The sequence below is a fragment of the Brachybacterium halotolerans subsp. kimchii genome (assembly GCF_020792675.1).
GTDB classification, from domain to species: domain Bacteria; phylum Actinomycetota; class Actinomycetes; order Actinomycetales; family Dermabacteraceae; genus Brachybacterium; species Brachybacterium halotolerans.
Genome location: NZ_CP086254.1, coordinates 3609390 through 3631288, shown reverse-complemented (window position 1 = coordinate 3631288; position 21899 = coordinate 3609390). Strand labels below are relative to the sequence as shown.

Here is a 21899-nt window from a genome sequence, read left to right as displayed (position 1 = left end):
TGCGGGAGCAGTGCAGCAGCAGAGCGGGAGCCCGGCCCCGCGCCTCACTCGACGGTGACGGACTTCGCGAGGTTCCTCGGCTGGTCGACGTCCAGGCCCTTGGCGGCGGCGAGCTCGCACGCGAAGATCTGCAGCGGGATCACCGTGAGCAGGGGCGCGAACAGGGTCCGGGTCTCGGGCACGCGCAGCACCACGTCGGAGTACGGGAGCACGTCGTCGTCGCCGTCCTCGGCGATCACGAGGGTGCGGGCCCCGCGGGCGCGCACCTCCTGGATGTTCGAGACGACCTTCGAGTGCAGGGAGTCGCGGCCGCGCGGCGAGGGCACGATCACGAAGACCGGCTGCCCCTCCTCCACGAGGGCGATCGGCCCGTGCTTGAGCTCGCCGGCGGCGAAGCCCTCGGCGTGGATGTAGGCGATCTCCTTGAGCTTGAGCGCACCCTCGAGGGCGGTCGGGTAGCCGACGTGGCGGCCCAGGAACAGCACGCTGGAGACGTCGGCCATGGCGCGGGCGAGGTCGCCCACCTGCTCGGCGTCGTCGAGGACGCGCTGCACCTGCGCGGGCAGCTGGTCGAGGTCCTCCATGAGCGCGGCGATCTCGTCGGGGTACAGGTTCCCGCGCACCTGCGCGAGGTAGAGGCCCAGCAGGTAGCAGGCCGTGATCTGCCCCAGGTACGCCTTGGTGGAGGCGACAGCGATCTCGGGGCCGACGTGCAGGTAGAGCGCGGCGTCGGCCTCGCGCGGGATGGTCGAGCCGTGCGTGTTGCAGATGGCCACGACCTTGGCCCCCTGCTCCTGCGCGTGGCGCATGGCCATCAGGGTGTCCATGGTCTCGCCGGACTGGGAGATCGCGACCACGAGGGTCTTCTCGGTGACGATCGGATCGCGGTAGCGGAACTCGTGGGCGAGCTCGACCTCGGTGGGGATGCGGCACCAGTGCTCGATCGCGTACTTCGCGACGTTGCCGGCGTTCGCGGCGGTGCCGCAGGCGACGACGATGATCTTGTCGACGCTGCGCAGCACCGAGGGGTCGATGCTCATCTCGTCGAGGTGGAGCTTCCCGGACTCGATGCGTCCGCGCAGGGTGTCGGCGACGGCGGTGGCCTGCTCGTGGATCTCCTTGGCCATGAAGGAGTCGTGGCCGCCCTTCTGCGCCGCGGTCACGTCCCACTCGATGGTGAAGCGCTTGGGCTCGGGCACGAGCTCGCCCTCGAAGGTGGTGACGACGACCTCGTCCGCGGTGACGGTGACGATCTGGTCCTGGCCGATCTCGAGGGCCTCGCGGGTGGAGTCCACGAAGGCGGCGACGTCGGAGCCCAGGAAGTTCTCGCCCTCTCCGAGGCCGACGACGAGCGGGGAGTTGCGGCGGGCGGCGACCACGCGGTCGGGGGCGTCGCGATGCACCGCGAGGAGCGTGAAGGCGCCCTCGAGGCGGGCGACGGCCGCGCGCATCGCGTCGGTGAGGTCACCGGTGCCCTGCATCTCGCGGGCGACCAGGTGCGCCGCGACCTCGGAGTCGGTCTCGGAGCGGAAGGCGAAGCCCTCGGCCTCGAGCTCGGCGCGCAGGGCCGCGAAGTTCTCGATGATGCCGTTGTGCACGAGGGCGACCTCGTCGTGCTTCCCGCCCAGGTGGGGGTGGGCGTTGTCGTCGGTGGGCGCGCCGTGGGTGGCCCAGCGGGTGTGGCCGATCGCGACCGGGGAGGTGGTGTCCTCCTCGCCCGCGAGCGCGTCGCGCAGGTTCTGCAGCTTCCCGGCGCGCTTGGCGACGCGCACCGAGCCGTCGTCGATCACAGCGATGCCCGCGGAGTCGTAGCCGCGGTACTCGAGGCGCGCGAGGCCCTGGAGGGCGACCTCGAGAGGACGGGGAGAGGGGGAGGCGGGGGCGGAGCCCACGTAGCCGACGATTCCACACATGGCCCCGACGCTAGCGGTCGCGGACCCCTCGGCGCCCCCTGCGGCGCGGGTCCGAGGGAGGCCTCGCTCACCTTCGCCGGGGCCCGTGCACGGCCCTGACGGGGAGTGCTCACGACCTGTCAGATTCGCGCACCGACCTCTGCGCGGTCCTGAGCGGAACGGTCATGCGGTGCCGCTCGTCCGCGTCCGTCGGGTCCCCGTGCCCCGCCGTTCGCCTCCGCGACCCGGCCATTCGCGCCCGCGGGCCCCGCGGCCGATGGAACAATGGCTGACCATGAGATCCCATGCGGTCCACGGATCGTTCACCCCCTTCGACGAGATCCGCCGCGAGGACTGGGCCCGGTTGTCGGACCAGACACCCCTCCCCCTGACCGCCGAGGACGCCGAGAAGCTGCGGGGACTGGGCGACAAGCTGGACCTCGCGGAGATCGACGCGGTCTACCGCCCCATCACGCACCTGCTCAACATCCAGGTCGGCTCCGCGCAGGAGCTGCGACGGGCGCGCAGCGGCTTCCTCCACCAGGGTCTGCAGCGCACGCCCTACGTGATCGGCGTGGCGGGCTCGGTCGCGGTCGGCAAGTCCACGACGGGTCGTCTGCTGCGCGAGCTCATGGCGCGTCGGCCCGACACCCCGAACGTGCAGCTGGTGACGACCGACGGATTCCTGCTGCCGACGGCGGAGCTCGAGGCCCGCGGCATCCTGCACCGCAAGGGCTTCCCCGAGAGCTACGACCGCAAGGCACTGCTGCGCTTCGTCGCGGAGGTCAAGGCGGGCACGGACCGCGTCGAGGCGCCCGTCTACTCCCACCTCGTCTACGACATCGTGCCCGATCAGAAGGTGGTCGTGGAGCGTCCCGACGTGCTCATCATCGAGGGCCTCAACGTGCTGCAGCCCCCGCGGCCGCGCAGCGACGGCCGCCTGGGCGTCGCGATCTCCGACTACTTCGACTTCTCCGTCTACGTCGACGCGCGCACCGAGGACATCCGCCGCTGGTACATCGAGCGCTTCCTGCGTCTGCGGCAGACGGCCTTCTCCGATCCGCGCTCCTACTTCCATCGCTACTCGCGCCTGACCGATCAGGAGGCGCGCGCGACCGCGGAGAAGATCTGGGACGACGTCAACGGCCCGAACCTCGCGGAGAACGTCGCCCCCACGCGCGGCCGCGCGGACCTCGTGCTGCGCAAGGACGCCGAGCACCGCGTGCGCAGCGTCCTGCTGCGCAGGGTCTGAGAGCCGCGGGAGGACGGAGAAGGGGCCGACGGTTTCCCGTCGGCCCCTTCCTCAGACCCTCAGAGCGAACAGGCGCTCAGAGCGAGAGGCGCTCGCGCACGACCGCCGCGAGCTTCTCGGCGGCCTTGGTCGCGACCTCGTCGCTCGGGGCCTCGACCATCACGCGCACCACGGGCTCGGTGCCCGAGGGGCGCAGCAGCACCCGGCCGCTCTCGCCGAGCTCGGCCTCGGCCGCGGCGACCGCGTCGAGCACGCCCCGGTCGATCGAGGCGCGGGCCTTGTCGACCCCCTTGACGTTGATGAGCGCCTGCGGGAGGCGGGTCATGACATCGGCGAGCTCGCGAGCGCTGCTGCCGGTCGTGGCGATGCGCTGCAGCAGGTGCAGGGCGGTCAGCTCGCCGTCGCCGGTGGTGGCGTGCGCGGCCATGATCACGTGCCCGGACTGCTCCCCGCCCAGCGAGTAGCCGCCCAGGTTCATCTCCTCGAGCACGTAGCGGTCGCCCACGGAGGTCTGCCCGAGCGTGATCCCGTGCTCCTTCATGGCGATCTTCAGGCCCAGGTTGCTCATCACGGTGACGACGAGGACGTCGTCGTGCAGCTGCCCGCGCTCCTTGAGGTCCAGGGCGAGGATCGCCATGATCTGGTCGCCGTCGATCTCGCGCCCCGCGGCGTCGACCGCGAGGCAGCGGTCGGCGTCGCCGTCGAAGGCCACGCCGACATCCGCCCCGTGCTCGACGACGGCCGCCTGCAGCTTCTCGAGGTGCGTCGAGCCGCAGTCCTCGTTGATCTGCTTGCCGTCGCTGCGGTCGCCGATCACGTGCACGGTCGCGCCGGCGCCGCGCAGGGCGGCAGGGGCGGTCTCGGAGGCGGCGCCGTTCGCGCAATCGGCGACGACGGTGAGGCCGGTCAGCGGGCCGTCGAGCGTCGAGACCAGGTGCTCGACGTACTGCTCGACCGCGCCGCCGTAGTCGCGGATGGTGCCGACCTCGGTGTCCAGGGGCCGCTGCCACTGCTCGCCGAGGCGGGCCTCGATCGCGTCCTCGACCTCGTCGGGCAGCTTGGTGCCGCCGCGCGCGAAGAACTTGATGCCGTTGTCGGCAGAGGGGTTGTGGGAGGCGGAGATCATCACGCCGAGGTCCGCGCCCGAGGTCTTCACGAGATGCGCGAGCCCGGGGGTGGGGAGGATCCCGGCGTCCTCGACGTCGACGCCCGCGGAGGCGAGGCCCGCGCAGACGGCCGCGCTCAGGAAGTCGCCCGACGGGCGGGTGTCGCGGGCCACGATCGCCCGGGCACGCACGCCGTCGAAGGCGCCGAAGGTCGCGAGCACGTGGGCGGCGGCGACCGAGAGGTCGACCGCGAGCTCCGCGGTGATGTCCACGTTCGCGGTGCCGCGCACCCCGTCGGTGCCGAACAGTCGTGCCACAGGGGTCTCCTCGGAATGGATGCTGGAAGCCGGGTGCCGGCGCGAGGCGCCGCCCGGGCAGGGTACCGCGATGGGCTCGCGGTCCTCTGGGCGACGCCCCCGACGTGGCGCGTCGCTCGCTGTGGACGGGCGCCGCGGGAGCCCGTGCGGCAGTAGCCTGGAGGGTATGCCCACTGCGGACCTGCTGCCCCACGTGCCGCCCACGGTGATCACCCACCAGGTGGGGAGCCGGGCCGCGGGCCACGGCCTCGCCTACGCCCGTGAGGGCCGCGTCGAGGATCTGGTCTGGGACGTCGACAGCGGGACCGTCACGGCCGACGTCCAGGGCAGCGCGGGCTCCCCCTATCGCACGGTCGTCACCCTCGCCGAGTACGAGGAGGACGCGGTCTCCCGCCGCTTCCTGCCCGCCGAGCCGGGGGGCCTGTGGCGTCCCCGCCGCTCCCGCTGCTCGTGCCCGATCGGCGCGGACTGCAAGCACGTCGCCGCGGTGCTCTACCACCTCGACGACCTCGGCGCGGCCGAGGAGAGGCGCGAGACGCCCGCCGAGTGGCGCAGCGTGCTGCGCCCCCTGCTCACCGAGTCCCCGAGCGAGGAGGTCCCCCAGCCCCTCGCCATCCGCTTCGACCTCGAGGTCTCGCGGGTGGGTCCCGGGGTCTCCCGCCTGCGCCGCGAGACCGCGACCCCCGCGCTGCTCGCCGAGGGCGGCGACCTCTGGCTGGGCCTGCGGCCGATGACGATGGGGCGCAAGGGCACCTGGATCAAGGGCGGACTCTCCTGGCGCACCTTCGAGTTCCGGATGGCCGGCCGCGCCTACCACACGGGCCACGCCGAGGCCCTGACCCGCATGTTCGCCTCCGCCACGGCCGAGCGCTCGTACGCGAGCGGCTCGATCGAGCACCTCTGGCTGAACTCCATCGGCTCCCCGCTGATCTGGCAGTCCCTCGCGTACGCGCGCGACGCCGGCGTCGAGTTCCTGCCGGGCGACGGCCTGCGCGCGATCGAGCTCGCGTCCGTCGGCGCGGTCGAGGTGGACCTGCGCATCCCCGAGGGCGGCAGCGACCTCCAGGTCCTCCCCCGCATCACGCTCGAGGGCCAGGACGTCGCGCAGGCCCGGCCGCTGGGCACCGCGGGCGTGATCGCCCTGGACGACCCCTCGGCGCCGACGGACGACGGCTCGCGCCCGCGCGCCACGGGCTTCTCGGCGCGGATCGCGCCCGTCGGCTCTCCGATCCCGACGGCCCTGCAGCGCCTCTTCCAGCGGCCCGAGCCGCTCGTCGTGCCCGGAGAGGACCGCGAGGACTTCCTCGAGGACGCATACCCGCGCCTGCGCACGGTCACGCGCGTGACCAGCAGCGACGGCAGCGTCGAGATGCCGGCGATCGAGCCCGCGACCCTGCACCTGGCCGCCGCCTACGCCCCCGACGACCGCCTCTCGCTCACCTGGACCTGGCGCTACCACGACCCCGCCCGCACCCTGCCCATGGACCAGCGCCAGGGCGTGCGCCGCGACGTGGCCCACGAGGACGAGGTGCTCGCCCGGGTGAGGACGCTGTGGCCGACGGCCGGCGGCGACGCCCCCGAGCAGCTGAGCGGCCCGGACACGGCCCGCTTCTCCGAGCACGTGCTCGACGAGCTCGGCGGTCTGCCGCACGTGCGCACCGAGATCGTCGGCACCCGCCACGCCTACCGCGAGCTCGACGGCGCCCCGAAGGTGCGCATCACCCAGCAGCAGTCCCCCGGCAAGCACGACTGGTTCGACCTGGGCTTCGAGATCACCATCGACGGCCGGCAGATCCCCTTCCCCACCCTGTTCGTCGCGCTCGCGCAGGGCAGGACCCGGATCATGCTCCCGGACAAGACGTACTTCTCCCTGGACAACCCCGCCTTCGACGCCCTGCGCGAGCTCATCGCCGAGGGCGAGGCCCTCGCCGAGTGGGACCCGCAGCAGCAGTCCATCAGCCGCTTCCAGGTCGGCATGTGGGAGGACCTCGAGGAGATCGCGGAGTCCGCCGAGGCGAGCGCGGAGTGGGAGCGCACCGTCGGCGCCCTGCAGGACGCGGGCGACCTGACCCCGCCCCCGCTCCCCCGCGCCCTCACGGCTGACCTGCGCGACTACCAGCGCGACGGCTACTCCTGGCTCGCCTTCCTCTTCCATCACGGGCTGGGCGGGGTGCTGGCCGACGACATGGGCCTGGGCAAGACCGTGCAGACCCTGGCCCTCATCGCCCACGCGCGCGAGAGCGCTCCGGTCGTCGTCGACGGGGCCGACGGCTCGGTCTCCGACGCGCCGCCGCCGTTCCTCGTCGTCGCCCCCTCCTCCGTGCTCCCGGTGTGGCGGGCCGAGGCCGAGCGCTTCGCCCCGGACCTCGACGTGCGGATCGTCGACCGCACGTCCCGCGCCCGCGGCGAGGACCTCGCCGAGACGGTCCGCGGCGCGGACCTCGTGGTCACGAGCTACACCGTGCTGCGCATCGATGACGACGAGTTCGCGCGCGAGCAGTTCCAGGGGCTCGTGCTCGACGAGGCGCAGTTCGTGAAGAACCGCCGTTCGCGCACGCACCAGGCGGCGAAGAACGTGCGCGCCTCGTTCCACCTCGCGATCACCGGCACCCCGATGGAGAACTCCCTGGACGACCTGTGGTCGATCCTCGAGATCGCCGCGCCCGGCCTGCTGGGCCCCGCCATCGGGTTCCGCCAGCGCTTCACCCTGCCCATCGAGAGCGGCGAGCACCCCGAGCGGATGGACGTGCTGCGCTCCCGGCTGCGGCCGTTCATGCTGCGGCGCACCAAGGAGATGGTCGCCTCCGAGCTCCCCGAGAAGCAGGAGCAGGTCGTGAAGGTCGAGCTGGGCCCCGAGCACAGGGCGCTCTACGACTCGGTGCTCCAGCGCGAGCGCAAGAAGGTGCTCGGCCTCATCGACACGGACCTCGATCGCAATCGCTTCATCGTCTTCCGCTCCCTGACGCTGCTGCGGATGATGGCGCTGGACCCGTCGATCGTCGACGCCGAGGCCCACGGCGACGTGCCGAGCTCGAAGCTCGAGGCGCTCTTCGACCGTCTCGAGGAGGTCCTGGGCGACGGCCACCGGGTGCTGCTGTTCAGCCAGTTCACCTCCCACCTGCGGCACGTGGCCGACGAGCTCACGATGCGAGGGGTCGACTTCAGCTACCTGGACGGCTCGACCCGCGATCGCGACGCCGCCGTGCGGGAGTTCCGCGAGGGCGATGCGCCGGTCTTCCTCATCTCGCTGAAGGCGGGCGGCTTCGGCCTGACCCTCACGGAGGCCGACTACGTGTTCCTGTTGGATCCGTGGTGGAACCCGGCGGCGGAGAACCAGGCCGTCGATCGCGCCCACCGCATCGGCCAGGAGCGCCGGGTGATGGTGTTCCGGATGGTCGCCGAGGACACGATCGAGGAGAAGGTCCTCGCCCTGCAGCAGCGCAAGGCCGCGCTCTTCGACTCCCTGACCGACGGCGGGAAGGCGTTCCGCTCGGGGATCACCGCGCAGGACATCCGCGAGCTGCTGAGCTAGTCCCCGGCTTCCACCGCCTCGGGACCCACCCGGCGATCGCGCCGGGCCCCGGCCTGATCGCGGGATGCCGTCATCCCTCCGCATCTCGGACCAATCCGCCTCCGCGAGGCTTCCGAACCCGTGGTGTCCGGCGCGGCGCCGCCGCGCGGGCCAGGACCGGATCCCGACGCCGAGGAGGCACCGCTCATGTTCCACCGTTTCCGTCGCACCACCCTCACCGCTGCCGCCCTCGCGCTCGTGGGCATGGGCCTCGCCGTGCCCGCTGCGAACGCCGAGGAGACCGGGCCCGACGAGACCGCTGCGTCGAGCTCCCTCGTCCAGGGGCCTCTGATCGACGGGCCCCTCATCGACATCGACGATCTGCTCGAGACGCTCCAGCTGGGCCAGTTCCAGCAGTGAGCGGAGCACCGGGCACGTCGACACACTCCCACAGCGTCACGAGGAGCACGCCCCTGTGAGGATGCGCAGGAACATCGCCCCCGAGTCACCCGAGCGGATCCCGCTCACGCCCGCCCAGCGCGGCATCTGGTACGCACAGAAGCTGGATCCGGAGAATCCCTCGTTCCAGATCGGGCAGTACCTCGACCTCGAGGGCCCCATCGACCCCCTCCTGCTGAACATCGCCCTGGTGAAGGCGGCCGCGGACCTCGACGCGCTGAGCATGCGGATCCTGGAGGACGAGGACGGGCCGTTCGGAGAGATCCGTCGGCCGCGACCCGGTGAGCATCTCGTGGAGGTCCGCGATCTGTCGCACCTGCCGCGCCACGAGGCGGAGGAGATCGCGCACGCGATCATGGACCGCGAGATGTCCACCGCCCGCGCCATGGACGGCGGGGACCTGCTGGGGGCGACCCTGTTCCTCGTCGGCGAGCGCCGGTCGCTCTTCTTCCTGCGCGTCCACCACGTGCTGATCGACGGCTACTCGGCCGTGGTCGCCCTGCGCTACATCGCCGGGGCCTACTCGAGGCTGGCCGGCCTCGTCCCCGGGACGCACGTCCCCCGAGCGCTCGCACCGGCGCTCGCCCGCGTCGGGGCGAGCTTCCCCTCGCCTCTGCCCGCCCTGGGGGACCTCCACCGGGAGCTGCGTGACTACGAGGCCTCAGACCAGCACGCGGCCGACGCCGAGCACTGGGAGCGGGCGATCGCCCGCGAGGCGCCCCCGGTGGGCCTCGAGGGCCGTTCCGACGGCATCGCCCGCGACGTGGTCCGGATCGACGTGCCCCTCGGCTCCGAGCGCGCACGCCGCCTGGCTCGACTCGACCGGGAGCTGCCCAAGACGCTCATCGCCTCGGTCGCCGTCTACCTGTCCCGGATGACCGGGGCCGAGATCGTCCCCGTCGGGCTGCCCGTCACCGCCCGGCGGGGACGGATCGCCCGGACCACTCCCTCCATGCTCTCCAGCGTCCTGCCGCTGCGGATCCCGGTATCGCCCTCCGACACCCTGGCGAACGTGGTCTCCGGAACGGGGCGGATCGTCCGCGATGCTGTCGCCCACCAGCGCTTCCGCATCGAGAACATCGAGGACTCGCCGGCCGATCCCGGCCCCTCGGTGAACCTGCTGCCCGTCATCGACGAACTCCGCTTCGGGAGCGCTCGGGGAACGGTGCACATCCTCTCGACCGGCCCCGTGCGGGATCTGTCCATCGTCCTCGGCGATCCCCGCCGCGAGGCCTCCGACCCCGTGCTGCGGATGGAGGGCGACGCCGACCTGCACACGGTCGAGTCCCTGTCGAAGCACGGGGATCGGATCCTCCGTCTGATCGACGCCGCGCTCGAGGCGCCCGCCGCGACGACCGTCGCCGCCGCGCCGGTGGTCGGCGCCGCCGAGCGGGAGCGGCTCCTGGACGGGGGCAGAGGCTCCCGGGCCCCCGTGTCCCCGGGGACGCTCCTGGACTCCGCCGCCGCCACCCTGCGCGCCCGCGGCGAGCAGCTCGCGGTCACCGCACCCGACGGCGAGCTCAGCTTCCGCGAGCTCGACGTCCGCGCGACGCTGATGGCGCGCCATCTGGTCCGCGAGGGCGTCCGTCCGGGTGATCGCGTGGCCGTGAGGATCGGCCGCACGGTCGAGCTCCCGGTGCTGGTCCTCGGCATCCTGCGGGCAGGGGGCGCCTTCATGCCCCTGGACCCCGCCTATCCCGTCGCCCGGGTGGCGGACATGATCAGCGATGCCGAGCCCGCCGCGCTGCTGACGACGTCGCAGCAGCTGGCCCGCGACCAGGAGGACGGGGCCGCGTTCGACGTCCCGACCACCGTGATCGACACCGACACCGCGACCTGGTGCCGGCGGACGGAGGATTCGACGCCCCTTCCCGCGATCGGCCCGGACGACCTCGCCTACGTCATCTTCACGTCGGGCAGCACCGGGCGCCCGAAAGGGGTCGCCGTCGAGCACCTGTCCCTGCATGCCCTGCACGAGCACCATCGACTCACGTGGCACGACCCGGCCTCCCAGCGGCTCGGGAGGCCCGTGCGCGCCGCCCACACCGCCGGCCTCTCCTTCGACGCCTCCTGGGACCCGCTGCTGTGGCTGATCTCCGGCCATGAACTCCACATCGTCGACGACGAGACCCGCCGGGACCCCGAGCGCCTCGCCGCCCTCCTGGACCGGGAGCGGATCGATGCCCTCGAGACCACCCCCTCCTTCGCCGAGGCGCTGATCGACGCCGGGATGCTGGACCGCGAGCACCGGCCGAGCGAGATCGCCCTGGGCGGCGAGGCCGTGGGCGAGGAGCTCTGGGCCGCTCTCGCGGCCCGTGACGACGTGCATGCCGTGAACCTCTACGGGCCCACCGAGTCGACGGTGGACAGCATGGTCGCCCCCATCGCGACCGGCCGCCGCCCGCATCTCGGCGCTTCCGTGGGCGGCAGCCGCCACTACGTCCTCGACGCCGCGCTGTCCCCGGTCCCCGACCGTGGGGTGGGCGAGCTGTATCTGGCGGGGCACGGGGTCGCACGGGGATACATCGGCCGACCGGACCTGGACGCCCAGCGCTTCGTCGCCGACCCCTTCGCCGCCGACGGCTCCCGGATGTACCGCACGGGCGACCGGGTCAGGCGCCGCCATGACGGCACGCTGAGGTTCCTCGGACGCACCGACGACCAGGTGAAGATCCGCGGCTACAGGGTCGAGCTGGACGAGGTCGAGGCCGCTCTGCGCCGGCAGGAGGGCGTCGTGGCCGCCGCGGCGATCGTCCGCGGGGACGGGCCGTCCGCGCGGCTCATCGGCTACGTGTCGACCGGCGGGACCGGATCCTCGGCCGGCCCCGGCGCCGGTGAGGGAGCTGAGGCGGCGGAGTCGATCCGCGGCGCTCTGCGCGAGCACCTTCCCGACTACATGGTGCCCGTGGTGGTTCTGGCGCTGCCCCGGCTCCCGGCCACGGCCAACGGGAAGATCGACCGCTCCGGCCTGCCCGATCCCGCCACGGTCACCGGCGGCGGCGCCTCCCGCCCTCCCCGGTCCGCCGCCGAGCGCGCCGTGGCCGCCGGCTTCGGCGCCGTCCTGGAGCGCACCGACATCGGCGTCGACGAGGACTTCTTCGCCGCCGGCGGCCACTCCCTGCTGGCCACGAGGCTCGCCTCCCGGCTCAGCGCCGACCTCGATCGAGCCGTCACCGTGCGGGACGTCTTCGAGCACCCGACGGTCGCCGCCCTCGCCCGCGCCCTGCAGGACTCCCCCGGCGCGGCCGTCCCCCCGCGCCCCGAGCGCGGCGCGCGCCCCGATCCGGTCCCGGCCTCCCCCAACCAGCGCCGCCTGTGGTTCCTCCACCAGCTGGAGCCGGACTCGGCCGCCTACGCGGTCCCGATCGTGCTGCACCTCGAAGGAGCCCTCGACGTCGGCGCTCTGAGGGCGGCCCTCGACGACGTGATCTCCCGCCACGAGCCCCTGCGCACCCTCCTGCCCGCGGAGCACGGCGAACCCGTCCAGCGGATCCTCCCCGCCGATCAGGTGCCCTCGCCCCTCCTCTGCGTCGAGGTGCCGCCCGCCCAGGTGGACGCCGTGATCGCGACGGAGACCCGGCGTCCCTTCGACCTCACCCGGGAGATCCCGCTGCGCGCCGTGCTGCTGCGCTCGGCCGCGGACCGCGCGACCCTTGTGATCACGATGCATCACATCGCGACCGACGGCTGGTCCCTGGCCCCGTTCGCCCGTGACCTCGGCGACGCGTACGCGGCGCGGCACGAGGGACGGGCTCCCCAGCTGCAGCCGCTCCCCGTGGACTTCGCGGATGCTGCCGTCTGGCATCAGGACCGGCTCGGCGACACCGAGGACCCCCACAGCCAGCGCGCGACCCTCACGGCGTTCTGGGAGCGGACCCTCGCGGGCGCGCCCCCGGAGATCTCCCTGCCTCGCGATCGCCCCCGCGGGGCCGCGAACCCGGGGGACACGGCCCAGCAGGGTTTCGGCGAGATCCGCCTCGACCTGTCCCCACGGCGCCACGCCGCCGTGCGCGAGCTCGCCGCCGCGCACCGCACCAGCCTGTTCTTCGTGCTGCACACGGCCCTGGCCGCGGCGCTGCATCAGCACGGGACCGGCGATGACGTGGTGCTCGGGACCCCTGTCGCCGGGCGCGGCGACGCCCGGCTGGAGGACCTCGTCGGATTCTTCGTGAACACCGTCGCGCTGCGCACCTCGCTGCACGGCGACCCGCGCCTCGACGAGCTCCTCGAGCGCGTCCGCGCCGCGAACACCGACGCGTACGCGCACCAGGACCTCCCCTTCGACGCCGTCGTCGACGCCGTCCGCCCTCCGCGGAGCCCCGACCGCCCTCCTCTCGTGCAGGTGCTGCTGACGCTCCAGAACGCACCGGCGGCCCGGCTCGACCTGCCGGGCGTCGACGTCGACGTCCCCGCCCCCTCCACGAGCTCAGGGGTCAAGGCCGATCTCCTGATCGACGTCACCGCCCCGGAGGGCGAGGACGGCCCGCTCACCGTGGCGCTCGGCTTCGACCGGGCACTGTTCGACGCCTCCACCGTCGAGAGGATGCGCGACTCGCTGGAGCGCGTGCTCGCACAGCTCGTGACGGACCCGTCGACCCGCCTGAGCGATCTCCCCACCGCCTCGCCCGCCGAGCTGCGCGCCCTGACGGCACGCGACCGCGGCCCGGAGCTCAGCGCGCCCCTCACGATCCTGGAGCGTCTCGCCGCCGCCGCATGGACCCGGCCGCAGGGCCCCCAGGAACCCGCGCTGGTCGACGCCCATGGTGCGCTCACGGCGGCGGAGCTGCTCGCGCGCGTCGAGGAGGTCGCAGTGGGACTGGCCGGGATCGGGATCGCGCGGGGCGACCGGGTCGCTCTCGCCCTCCCGCGCGACAGGGACGCCATCGTCGTCCTGCTCGGCGTGCTCCGGGCCGGCGCCGTCGCCGTCCCGCTGGACGCCTCCCACCCCGATGCGCGCCTCGCACGCGTCCTGGTCTCGGCGGACCCGCGGGTCCTGCTGACCGGCGATCCCGCGCGGTTCCGCGCCCTGCGTCAGCAGGTGCCCCACCCTGCCGACGGCCCCCTCGGGTCGGGCCGTGCCGATGTGTCCGACGGCCCGTCCGATCCCGGCGCGACGATGATCGTCCTCGCGCCGGGTGATCTGCCGTCGGACGGATCGGCTCCCGCGCAGCCGGGCATCGAGGACACGGCCTACCTGGTCCACACCTCCGGGACGACCGGCGATCCCAAGGGCGTGCAGGTCTCGCACGCCGCGCTCGGCACCCTTCTGCGTCACCACGAGAGGGCGCTCATCGGCCCCCTGCGGGGCCGTCTGGGCCGAGCACCCCGGATGCTGCACGTCTCGGGCCTCGCCTTCGACGCCGCCTGGGACCCGGTCCTCTGGCTGGTCGCCGGCAGCACGCTGATCATGGCGGACGGGGACGTCCAGGCCGACGCCGAGGCGGTCCTCGACGCGATCGCCCGCGAGCGCATCGACGTGCTCGAGACGACCCCCTCGTACGCGACGCGGCTCGTCGAGGCCGGCCTCGAGGACGCCGTGCTCAGCGGGTCCGGCTCCCTGCTGCTGGCGCTCGGCGGCGAGGCCGTCCCTCCGTCCCTCTGGGACCTGATCGCCCGCAGCGAGGTCCTCGAGGGGCGGAACCTGTACGGCCCGAGCGAGGCCACCGTCGACGCCCTGGTCGCGCCGATCCGCTCCGGGGACGTGGTCCTCGGGCGCCCCGTCGACGGGGTCGCGATCCGCGTGCTCGACGATCTGCTGCGTCCCGTCCCCGCCGGTGTCGAGGGGGAGCTCTACCTCTCGGGCGCGACCCTCGCCGACGGCTACCGCGGCCGCTCCGCGGAGACCGCCTCCCGCTTCATCGCCGACCCCACCGGCGACGGCGAGCGGATGTACCGCACGGGCGACGTGGTCCGCCGTGGCGCCGACGGCTCGCTGCGCTTCGTGCGCCGTACGGACGGCCAGGTCAAACTGCGGGGCTACCGCATCGAGACCGGGGACGTCGAGAGCGCCCTGGAGCGCTCTGCCGGCGTGCGCGCCGCCGTCGTCCGGGTGGTGGCGCCCGGCGGGGAGGGCACGGAGCGGATCGCCGCCTGGGTCAGCGGTGAGGCCGACCCGGAGGAGGTGCGCCGGAGCGCCCGGGACGAGTTGCCCGCCTACATGGTCCCGACGAGCGTGCTCGTTCTCCCGGAGCTGCCGCTGAACGCGAACGGCAAGGTCGACGTCCCGGCGCTCCCGGATCCCCAGCGTTCCGCAGACCCGCATCGCGGTCCTCGCGACGAGGCCGAGCAGCGGATGTGCCACGTGCTGGCAGAGGTGCTCGCCGTGACGGAGCCCGGCCCGGACGAGGACTTCTTCGAGCTGGGGGGCCACTCGCTCCTCGCCGTCCGCCTCGTCGGCAGGATCCGGGAGGAGTTCGGCGCGGCGCTCCCCGTGCGTGCAGTCTTCGATCACCCCACCGCGGCACAGCTGCTGGCCGACGTGAGGGCGCAGGGGGCCGGGACCGAGGGCGTGGCCCCGCGGCACCAGGACTCGTCCGATGCCCAGTCCTCGGGTGAGGGCACCGCCGTGTCGGGGCGGCTGCGGGAGTGGGTGCGGGACCATCCGCGCCCTCGCGACGAGGAGCTCCCGCTCTCTCCCGACCAGGAGCGCCTGTGGTTCCTGCACCGCCTCGACCCCTCGTCGGCCGAGTACACGGTGCTGCTCGAGTGCGACCTCGAGGGGGACCTCGACGTCGAGGCGCTCGGCGGCGCGATCGACGATCTCGTGGCCCGCCACGAGATCCTGCGCACCGTCTTCCCCGAGGTGGAGGGCCGAGGAGTCCAGCGCGTCCTCGACCCGCCCGTCGGCATCCTCCAGGACGGCCTGATCGACGTCACCGCGGGATTCGACCTCGCCGCGCGGATCCCCCTGCGCGCCGGGCTGGAACGGACGGGCGCCGAACGCTGGCACCTGACCCTCGCCATCCACCACATCGCGACCGACGGTGCCTCGCTGAGACCGCTCACGCGCGACCTGTCCACGGCCTACAGCGCCCGCTCCGGCGGCATGCGCTCGGCGATCCGCCCCCTCGCCGTGCAGTTCGCCGATCACGCCCGTCACCAGCGCATGCGCCACGCCGAGGACCCGGCGCAGGACCCTCGTCCCGCCGCCTGGGCGGATCGGCTCGAGGGTGCACCCGAGGAGCTGGACCTGCCTGCGGACGGCCAGCGGGGAGAGGCCGGCACCCGTCCCGCGCACTCCCTGGTCTTCACGATCCCCGCCGAGGTCGCCGCGCCTCTCCTGCATCAGGGACGCGCCGCCGGCGGCACCGGGTTCCACACCTGGCTCGCCGCTCTCGTCTCCTATCTGCAGCGCATCGGGGCTGGCGACGACATCGTGATCGGGGCGCCCTCCGCCGGGCGGGACGACCCCGACCTCGCCGACCTCGTCGGGTTCTTCGTCACCACTCTTCCGCTCCGGATGCAGGTCGACGGGGCCATGACGTTCGGCGACGTGGTGGGGCGCGCCCGCGAGGCCGCTCTGGCCGCGATGGAGGACGACGGCATCCCCTTCGAGCGCATCGTCGAGGCCGTGGCCCCTGCACGCCGGTTCGGACGTCATCCGCTGTTCCAGACCATGCTCTCCCTCGAGGAGACGGACGGGGCCGTCCTGGACCTGCCGGGCGTCGCCGTCACCCGCGGTGACCCCGAGACGACGGGCGCGGCCAAGGTCGACCTCTCGTTCACGCTCCGACCGGACGCCGAGGGCGGCATGGAAGGGATCCTCGAGTACGACGCCGAGCTGTTCAGCGACCTGGCCGCTCGCGGTCTCATCGACCGCTGGCTCACCTTCCTCGGCGGCATCGCCGGGGACCCCGGGTCGCGCGTCGACAGGATCCCCGCGGGGCCGCCGTCGACGCCTCTGACCCCCTGGCCCGCGACGGCACCCGCGCAGAGCGTGCTCGCGGCTCTCGCGGACTCCGCCGCCTCGCGCCCGGACGCGTCGGCGCTCGTCGGCCCGGATCGAGCCCTGACGACCGCCGAGCTCGCCGCTCGCGTCGACGGGATCGCCGGAGGCCTCCGCGCCGCCGGCGTCGGGACCGGGGACCGCGTCGCTCTGGCCGTGCGTCGCGGCAGCGACTCCGTGGCCGGGATGCTCGGCATCTGGAGGGCGGGCGGGGTCGCGGTCCCGCTCGACATCGGCCTGCCCGCCGAGCGGGTCATGGCCATGATGAGGGCATCGGCGCCACGCCTTCTGCTGCACGCCGGGCATGCAGACGAGCAGGACGCCGCGGCGAGCGCGCGTGCGTCGGGGCTCGACGCCGACCGCATCCTGCCGATCGACGCCCTCCCCGCCGGGGAGCCTCCGCAGCACCTGCCGGGACCCGAGGACGGCGCCTACATCATCTTCACCTCGGGCACCACCGGGACGCCGAAGGGCGTCCGGGTTCCCCACCGTGCCCTCACGCGACTCCTGACCAGCCACCGCTCGACTCTTCTCCCCGATCCCGCACGCCGCCGAGCACGGCTCGCCCACACCACGGGTGTCGGCTTCGACGCCTCGCTCGATCCCGTCCTGTGGTGCGTCGCGGGGCACGAGGTCCACGTGGTCGACGACCTCGTGCGCAGGGACCCCGAGGCCCTTGTCTCCCTGTTCGCGCGGGAGCGGATCGACGCCTGGGAGGCCACTCCGGGCCATGTCGACGCCCTGCGCGGGCAGACCGGGCTCACGGACCTGCTCGATGGCCGGGACCCGGAGGATCCTTTCCTCCTGCTGCTGGGCGGGGAGCCCGTCGACCCCGGTCTGTGGGACTGGGTGCGCGAGCGCCACGCGGTCCAGGGGTGGAACCTCTACGGACCCACCGAGGCAGGGGTCGACACCCTGGTCGCTCCCCTCGCCGACAGCATGCGGCCCGTCCTCGGAGCACCCACCTGCGGAACCGTCGCCCGGGTCCTGGACGCGGGTCTGCGTCCGGTGCCCGTCGGCAGCATCGGCGAGCTCTGGCTCAGCGGCCCTCAGCTCGCCGACGGATACCTCGGCGATCCGGCCGCGACCGCCGGGCGCTTCGTCGCCGACCCGTTCGCGGGGGACGGCAGCCGCATGTACCGCACTGGTGATCTCGTCTCCGTGCGGGACGCGGAACCGGGGCACAGAGCGCCCGTCATCGCCCTCGGGCGCATCGACGACCAGGTGAAGATCCGTGGACATCGGATCGAGCCCGGCGAGATCGCCGCCGTCATCACGGCGCAGGACACCGTCGCGCAGGCGGTCGTGCGCACGGTCGACGGCGCCCGCGGCACCGTACTCGCCGCGTGGGTGGTGCCGGCGCCCGGCGTGAAGGCCGAGGGCCTGCGGGATCGGCTCGAGCAGGCGCTCGCCGCGCGGCTTCCCGAGTACATGCTCCCTTCGGCGATCACCACGATCCAGGACATCCCGCTGACGTCGAACGGCAAGGTGGACGCGCGCGCCCTTCCCGACCCGACATTCTCCGGCGGTGAGGGGCGCGCCCCGCGGCCGGGCACCGAGACCGTGATCGCCGAGGCCTTCGCCGACGTGCTGGAGGTCGAGGACGTCCGCGCTGACGACTCGTTCTTCGCACTGGGAGGGCACTCCTTCGTCGCCCGTCCCGCGACGGCGGCGATCGGCAGGGCGCTGGGGCGCGAGGTCCCGATCCACGCCCTCCTGCGCACCCCGACCGTGGCGGGACTCGCCGCGGCGCTCGAAGCCGCCGAGCCCGCCTCAGGGCCCGCGGCCGAGGACGACGCGCTCGGCGTCGTGCTGCCGCTGCGGCCCGACGGCCGGGGCGATCCGCTGTTCGCCGTCCATCCGGCCAGCGGTCTCGCGTGGGCCTTCTCCGGTCTCCTGCCCCATCTGAGCACGACCCGGCCGGTGATCGGGCTGCAGCTCCCGGGCCTCGCCCCGTCGGCCGACGGGGACGACGCGGCGGATGCCGACGAGACCATCGACGACCTGGTGGACCACTATGTGCGCGCCATCCGATCCGTCCAGAGTCACGGCCCGTACCACCTGCTGGGGTATTCGCTCGGAGGGCGCATCGCCCATCGGATCGCCGCCCGCCTGCAGAGCGCCGGCGAGGAGGTCGCACTCCTCGCGGTCCTCGACGCCTACCCGGGTCAGGACGCGCTGCACGGCGTCCGCGACGAGCAGGAGCGCTGGCGCGCCTTCCTCGACGCCCAGGGGACGCCGATACCGGAGGGCCGATTGGACGTCTCCACCGTCCTCGCGACCCTCAGGGCGGCCGGCAACACCCTGGGGAACGTCCCCGCCGCGGCGGCCCGGCGCATGGCGGCCCGCTTCCCGCAGGTGGCGGCGCTCCTGGACGACGCCGCGCTGCCGGTCGTCGACGGCGACCTGGAGCTGATCGAGGCCACCGCCCAGGTGCCGCAGGGCCGACCCGCACCGGAGGCGTGGGCTCAGTACGTGCGTGGCGCCGTGACCGTCGAGCAGGTCGCCTCACGGCATTCCGATCTCCTGTCCGATCCAGCGGCGCGCGAGGTCGCGGCGTGGCTCGACTCGATCCTCCCCGGCGCGGAATCGCACCGAACCGGATCGCCGAGCGCTCCGAACCACTCTCGAACCCGACCTGACGACGGCAGAGGAAGCGCACGATGACCAACCCCTTCGACGATCCCGACGGCACCTTCCGAGTTCTCGTGAACGAGCGCGGCCAGCACTCGCTGTGGCCGGAGTCCGCGGACCTCCCCCGCGGTTGGGTCGCGGTCTTCGGGCCCGGCTCGCGCGCCGACTGCCTCGGCCACGTCTCGGCCTCCTGGTCCGACATCACTCCCGCCCGGTCCGAGGACGGAGCGCGAGAGGCCTCGTGATCGCCCTGCACGGCCTCGTCAAGCGGTTCGGCGGGCGGACGGCACTGGACGGCGTCGACCTCGAGGTCCCCGCCGGCACGGTGCACGGCCTGCTGGGGCCCAACGGCGCGGGCAAGACCACGATCGTGCGGGTCCTGACGACGCTCCTCTCCCCGGACGCCGGCGACGCCCTCGTCGCCGGCCGCTCCGTGCGTTCGCATCCCGACGACGTGCGGCGCAGTCTCGGCGTCTCCGGCCAGTACGCCGCGGTCGACGAGCGCCTGACCGGCTTCGAGAACCTGCGGATGGTGGCACGGCTCTACGGCATGCCCCGGCGCACGGCCGTCGAGCGGGCCCGGGGACTACTGGCCGACTTCCGCCTCGAGGACGTCGCCGACACTCTGCTGGCCGGCCAGTACTCCGGTGGCATGCGCCGACGCCTCGACCTCGCCGGTGCGGTGATCGCGCGCCCGCCGGTGGTCATCCTCGACGAGCCCACGACGGGCCTGGACCCGCGAGGGCGGCGCGACACGTGGGATGCGGTGGACTCCCTCACGGCGGACGGGGTGACGGTCCTGCTGACCACCCAGTACCTGGAGGAGGCGGACCGGCTCGCCGACTCGATCTCGGTGATCGACCGGGGCCGCATCGTCGCGGAGGGGTCGGCCAGGGAGCTCAAGTCCCGCGCCGGGGGCTCGCGCATCGACGTCTCGTGCACGAGGGCCGACCAGGTGCGCACCGCCCGCACGGCTCTCGCCCGGCACGGTCTCGAGGCCGACGCGGACGACCGCGGGCATCGGCTCACCCTGAGCACGGAGGAGGGCGTCGGCGGCCTCGGCCGCGTGCTCCGCGCTCTCGAGGAAGCAGGCATCGACGTCGAGGAGGCGTCCCTGCGACAGCCCACGCTCGACGAGGTCTTCCTCGCCCTGACCGGGGATCAGGAGTCGGGCGGCCGCCCGAGCGGCTCCCGGCGGTCGCCGGAATCGGAGCCGGCACGATGAGGGCCCTGAGGGCCTTCGGCGATGGCGGCGTCATCGCCCGGCGCAACCTCATCGGTCTGCGGCGCACGCCGGGCGCCCTCGTCACCGGGATCGCGCAACCGATCCTCTTTGTGCTCATCCTCGCCTTCGTGTTCGGTGGCGCGCTCGGCGGCGACCAGTACCGCGAGTTCCTGATCGGCGGGATCCTCGCGCAGACCCTCACCTTCAACTCGTCGTTCACCGCGGTGTACCTCGCGAAGGATCTGCAGTCCGGCCTGATCGACCGATTCCGCGCCCTTCCCATGTCGCGCGTCGGGGTCATCCTGGGCAGGACCGTCTCGGACCTCGCCACGAGCGCCATCTCGGTCCTCGTCATCCTCGTCTGCGGGCTCGCCATCGGCTGGCGACCCACCAGTGGGATCGGCTCGATCCTGCTCACCTGCGCCCTGCTGATGCTGTTCGCCTTCGCGGTCTCCTGGGTGGGTGCGCTGATCGCCCTGACGGCGCGCTCGGTGGAGGTCGCCCAGAGCGTGGGCCTGCTGTGGCTGTTCCCCGTGTGCTTCGTCTCGGGCGCGTTCGTCTCGGCCGACATGCTCCCCTCCGCGCTGCAGGCCGTCGCCCGCTGGAACCCCGTCACGGCGGTCGCGACCGCCGCACGAGACGGCTTCGGGAACTCGGCCCCTGCGGGCTTCGTGGCGCCCGGCGGCTGGCCGGCGGACCATCCCGCGCTCTACGCGACGCTGTGCTGCATCGCCCTCATCGCGGTGTTCGCGCCCCTGGCGGTCGTGCGCTATCGGAGCATCGGCCGTCGGTGATCGCCACCCTGCGGACCACGGTCGGCGCCGTCGCGGAGGCTGCGCTCCCCCTCGGCGGCCTGCCGTCGCTCGCCGCGCCCGAGGACCTCGTCGCAGCGGGCGCACGGCAAGGGGCCCATGCCGAGCGCACCCTGGCCGGTCGCGTCGCGCTGCGTCTTCTGCTCGCGCACGTGCTGGGCGCTCCTGCTGCGGAGGCGCCGCTGCTGCCGATCGATCGCACATGCGACGTGTGCGGCGAACCCCATGGCCGACCCAGGACCGCCGGTGCCTCTCTCTCCGGATCCACCTCCGGCCCGCATGTCCTCGTCGCCGTGGCGGCGTGCGAGGACGGCGCGAAGGAACCGCCTCCGCTCGGCGTGGACATCCAGGAGCTGCCGCGGGCGCTGTGGGACGGCTTCGACGCCGCGGTCCTGCACCCGGACGAGCACCTCACAGAACCCGCTGGTCCGCGGGCCCGCGTGGACCTGTGGACCCGCAAGGAGGCCGTCCTGAAGGCCGCGGGCGTCGGCCTCCGCATCGAACCGCACCGGCTCCGCCTCGTGCCCCGCCGGACGCGCGGCGTGCGGCAGTGGGCAGTGCACGAGTGCTCTCCCCGCCCGACCACCGGTCTCGTCGTCGAGGACCTGCCCGGGGAGGTCCCCTGTGCGCTCGCGACGCGCGCCGACATCCGTCGGCCCACGCGCGCGCACGACCTCGGCCCGCTCGTGCCCGCTGCACGATGACCGGCCCCAGGTGCACCGCTCCGCACGCGCAGCTCGTTCTCG

The 21899-nt window shown here is 73.5% G+C and carries 10 protein-coding genes; 8 read left to right on the top strand and 2 right to left on the bottom strand.

Translation table 11 applies throughout. The annotated features are described in order from the left end of the window. Positions 1-44: 44 nt before the first annotated feature. Entirely contained in the window at positions 45-1913 is a 1869-nt protein-coding gene (glmS, locus tag Bra3105_RS16200) for a glutamine--fructose-6-phosphate transaminase (isomerizing) (protein WP_228357699.1), read from the bottom strand. Positions 1914-2187: 274 nt separating this feature from the next. Here glmS and coaA point away from each other — a divergent pair, with 274 nt between their 5' ends. Then, complete coding sequence (coaA, locus tag Bra3105_RS16195) at positions 2188-3144, top strand: type I pantothenate kinase (protein WP_228357698.1); 957 nt, start codon at positions 2188-2190, stop codon at positions 3142-3144. A 76-nt stretch (positions 3145-3220) separates the two neighbouring features. On the opposite strand, the gene glmM is transcribed toward coaA, so the two are convergent. Continuing rightward, positions 3221-4567 carry a phosphoglucosamine mutase gene (glmM, locus tag Bra3105_RS16190; protein ID WP_228357697.1) on the bottom strand — a complete coding sequence of 449 codons (1347 nt, stop codon included), beginning with the start codon at positions 4565-4567 and terminating at the stop codon, positions 3221-3223. 166 nt (positions 4568-4733) lie between these two features. On the opposite strand from glmM, the gene Bra3105_RS16185 reads away from it, so the two are divergent. From Bra3105_RS16185 to Bra3105_RS16155, 7 genes are all read left to right on the top strand, one after another. Then, positions 4734-8099, top strand: coding sequence for a DEAD/DEAH box helicase (locus tag Bra3105_RS16185; RefSeq protein WP_228357696.1), 3366 nt, complete (start codon positions 4734-4736; stop codon positions 8097-8099). A gap of 186 nt (positions 8100-8285) precedes the next feature. After that, positions 8286-8498 carry a hypothetical protein gene (locus Bra3105_RS16180; protein WP_228357695.1) on the top strand — a complete coding sequence of 71 codons (213 nt, stop codon included), beginning with the start codon at positions 8286-8288 and terminating at the stop codon, positions 8496-8498. A 61-nt stretch (positions 8499-8559) separates the two neighbouring features. Continuing rightward, complete coding sequence (locus Bra3105_RS16175) at positions 8560-19149, top strand: non-ribosomal peptide synthetase (RefSeq protein WP_228359678.1); 10590 nt, start codon at positions 8560-8562, stop codon at positions 19147-19149. Continuing rightward, entirely contained in the window at positions 19146-19361 is a 216-nt protein-coding gene (locus Bra3105_RS16170; protein ID WP_152351825.1) for an MbtH family protein, read from the top strand. Before Bra3105_RS16175 ends, Bra3105_RS16170 begins: the two co-directional genes overlap by 4 nt. Then, positions 19358-20341 carry an ATP-binding cassette domain-containing protein gene (locus Bra3105_RS16165; protein WP_228357694.1) on the top strand — a complete coding sequence of 328 codons (984 nt, stop codon included), beginning with the start codon at positions 19358-19360 and terminating at the stop codon, positions 20339-20341. Before Bra3105_RS16170 ends, Bra3105_RS16165 begins: the two co-directional genes overlap by 4 nt. Next, entirely contained in the window at positions 20338-21135 is a 798-nt protein-coding gene (locus Bra3105_RS16160) for an ABC transporter permease (protein WP_152351823.1), read from the top strand. Before Bra3105_RS16165 ends, Bra3105_RS16160 begins: the two co-directional genes overlap by 4 nt. Beyond that, on the top strand, positions 21132-21857 hold the full coding sequence (locus Bra3105_RS16155; protein WP_228357693.1) for a 4'-phosphopantetheinyl transferase family protein: 726 nt from the start codon (positions 21132-21134) through the stop codon (positions 21855-21857). Before Bra3105_RS16160 ends, Bra3105_RS16155 begins: the two co-directional genes overlap by 4 nt. Positions 21858-21899 lie beyond the last annotated feature (42 nt).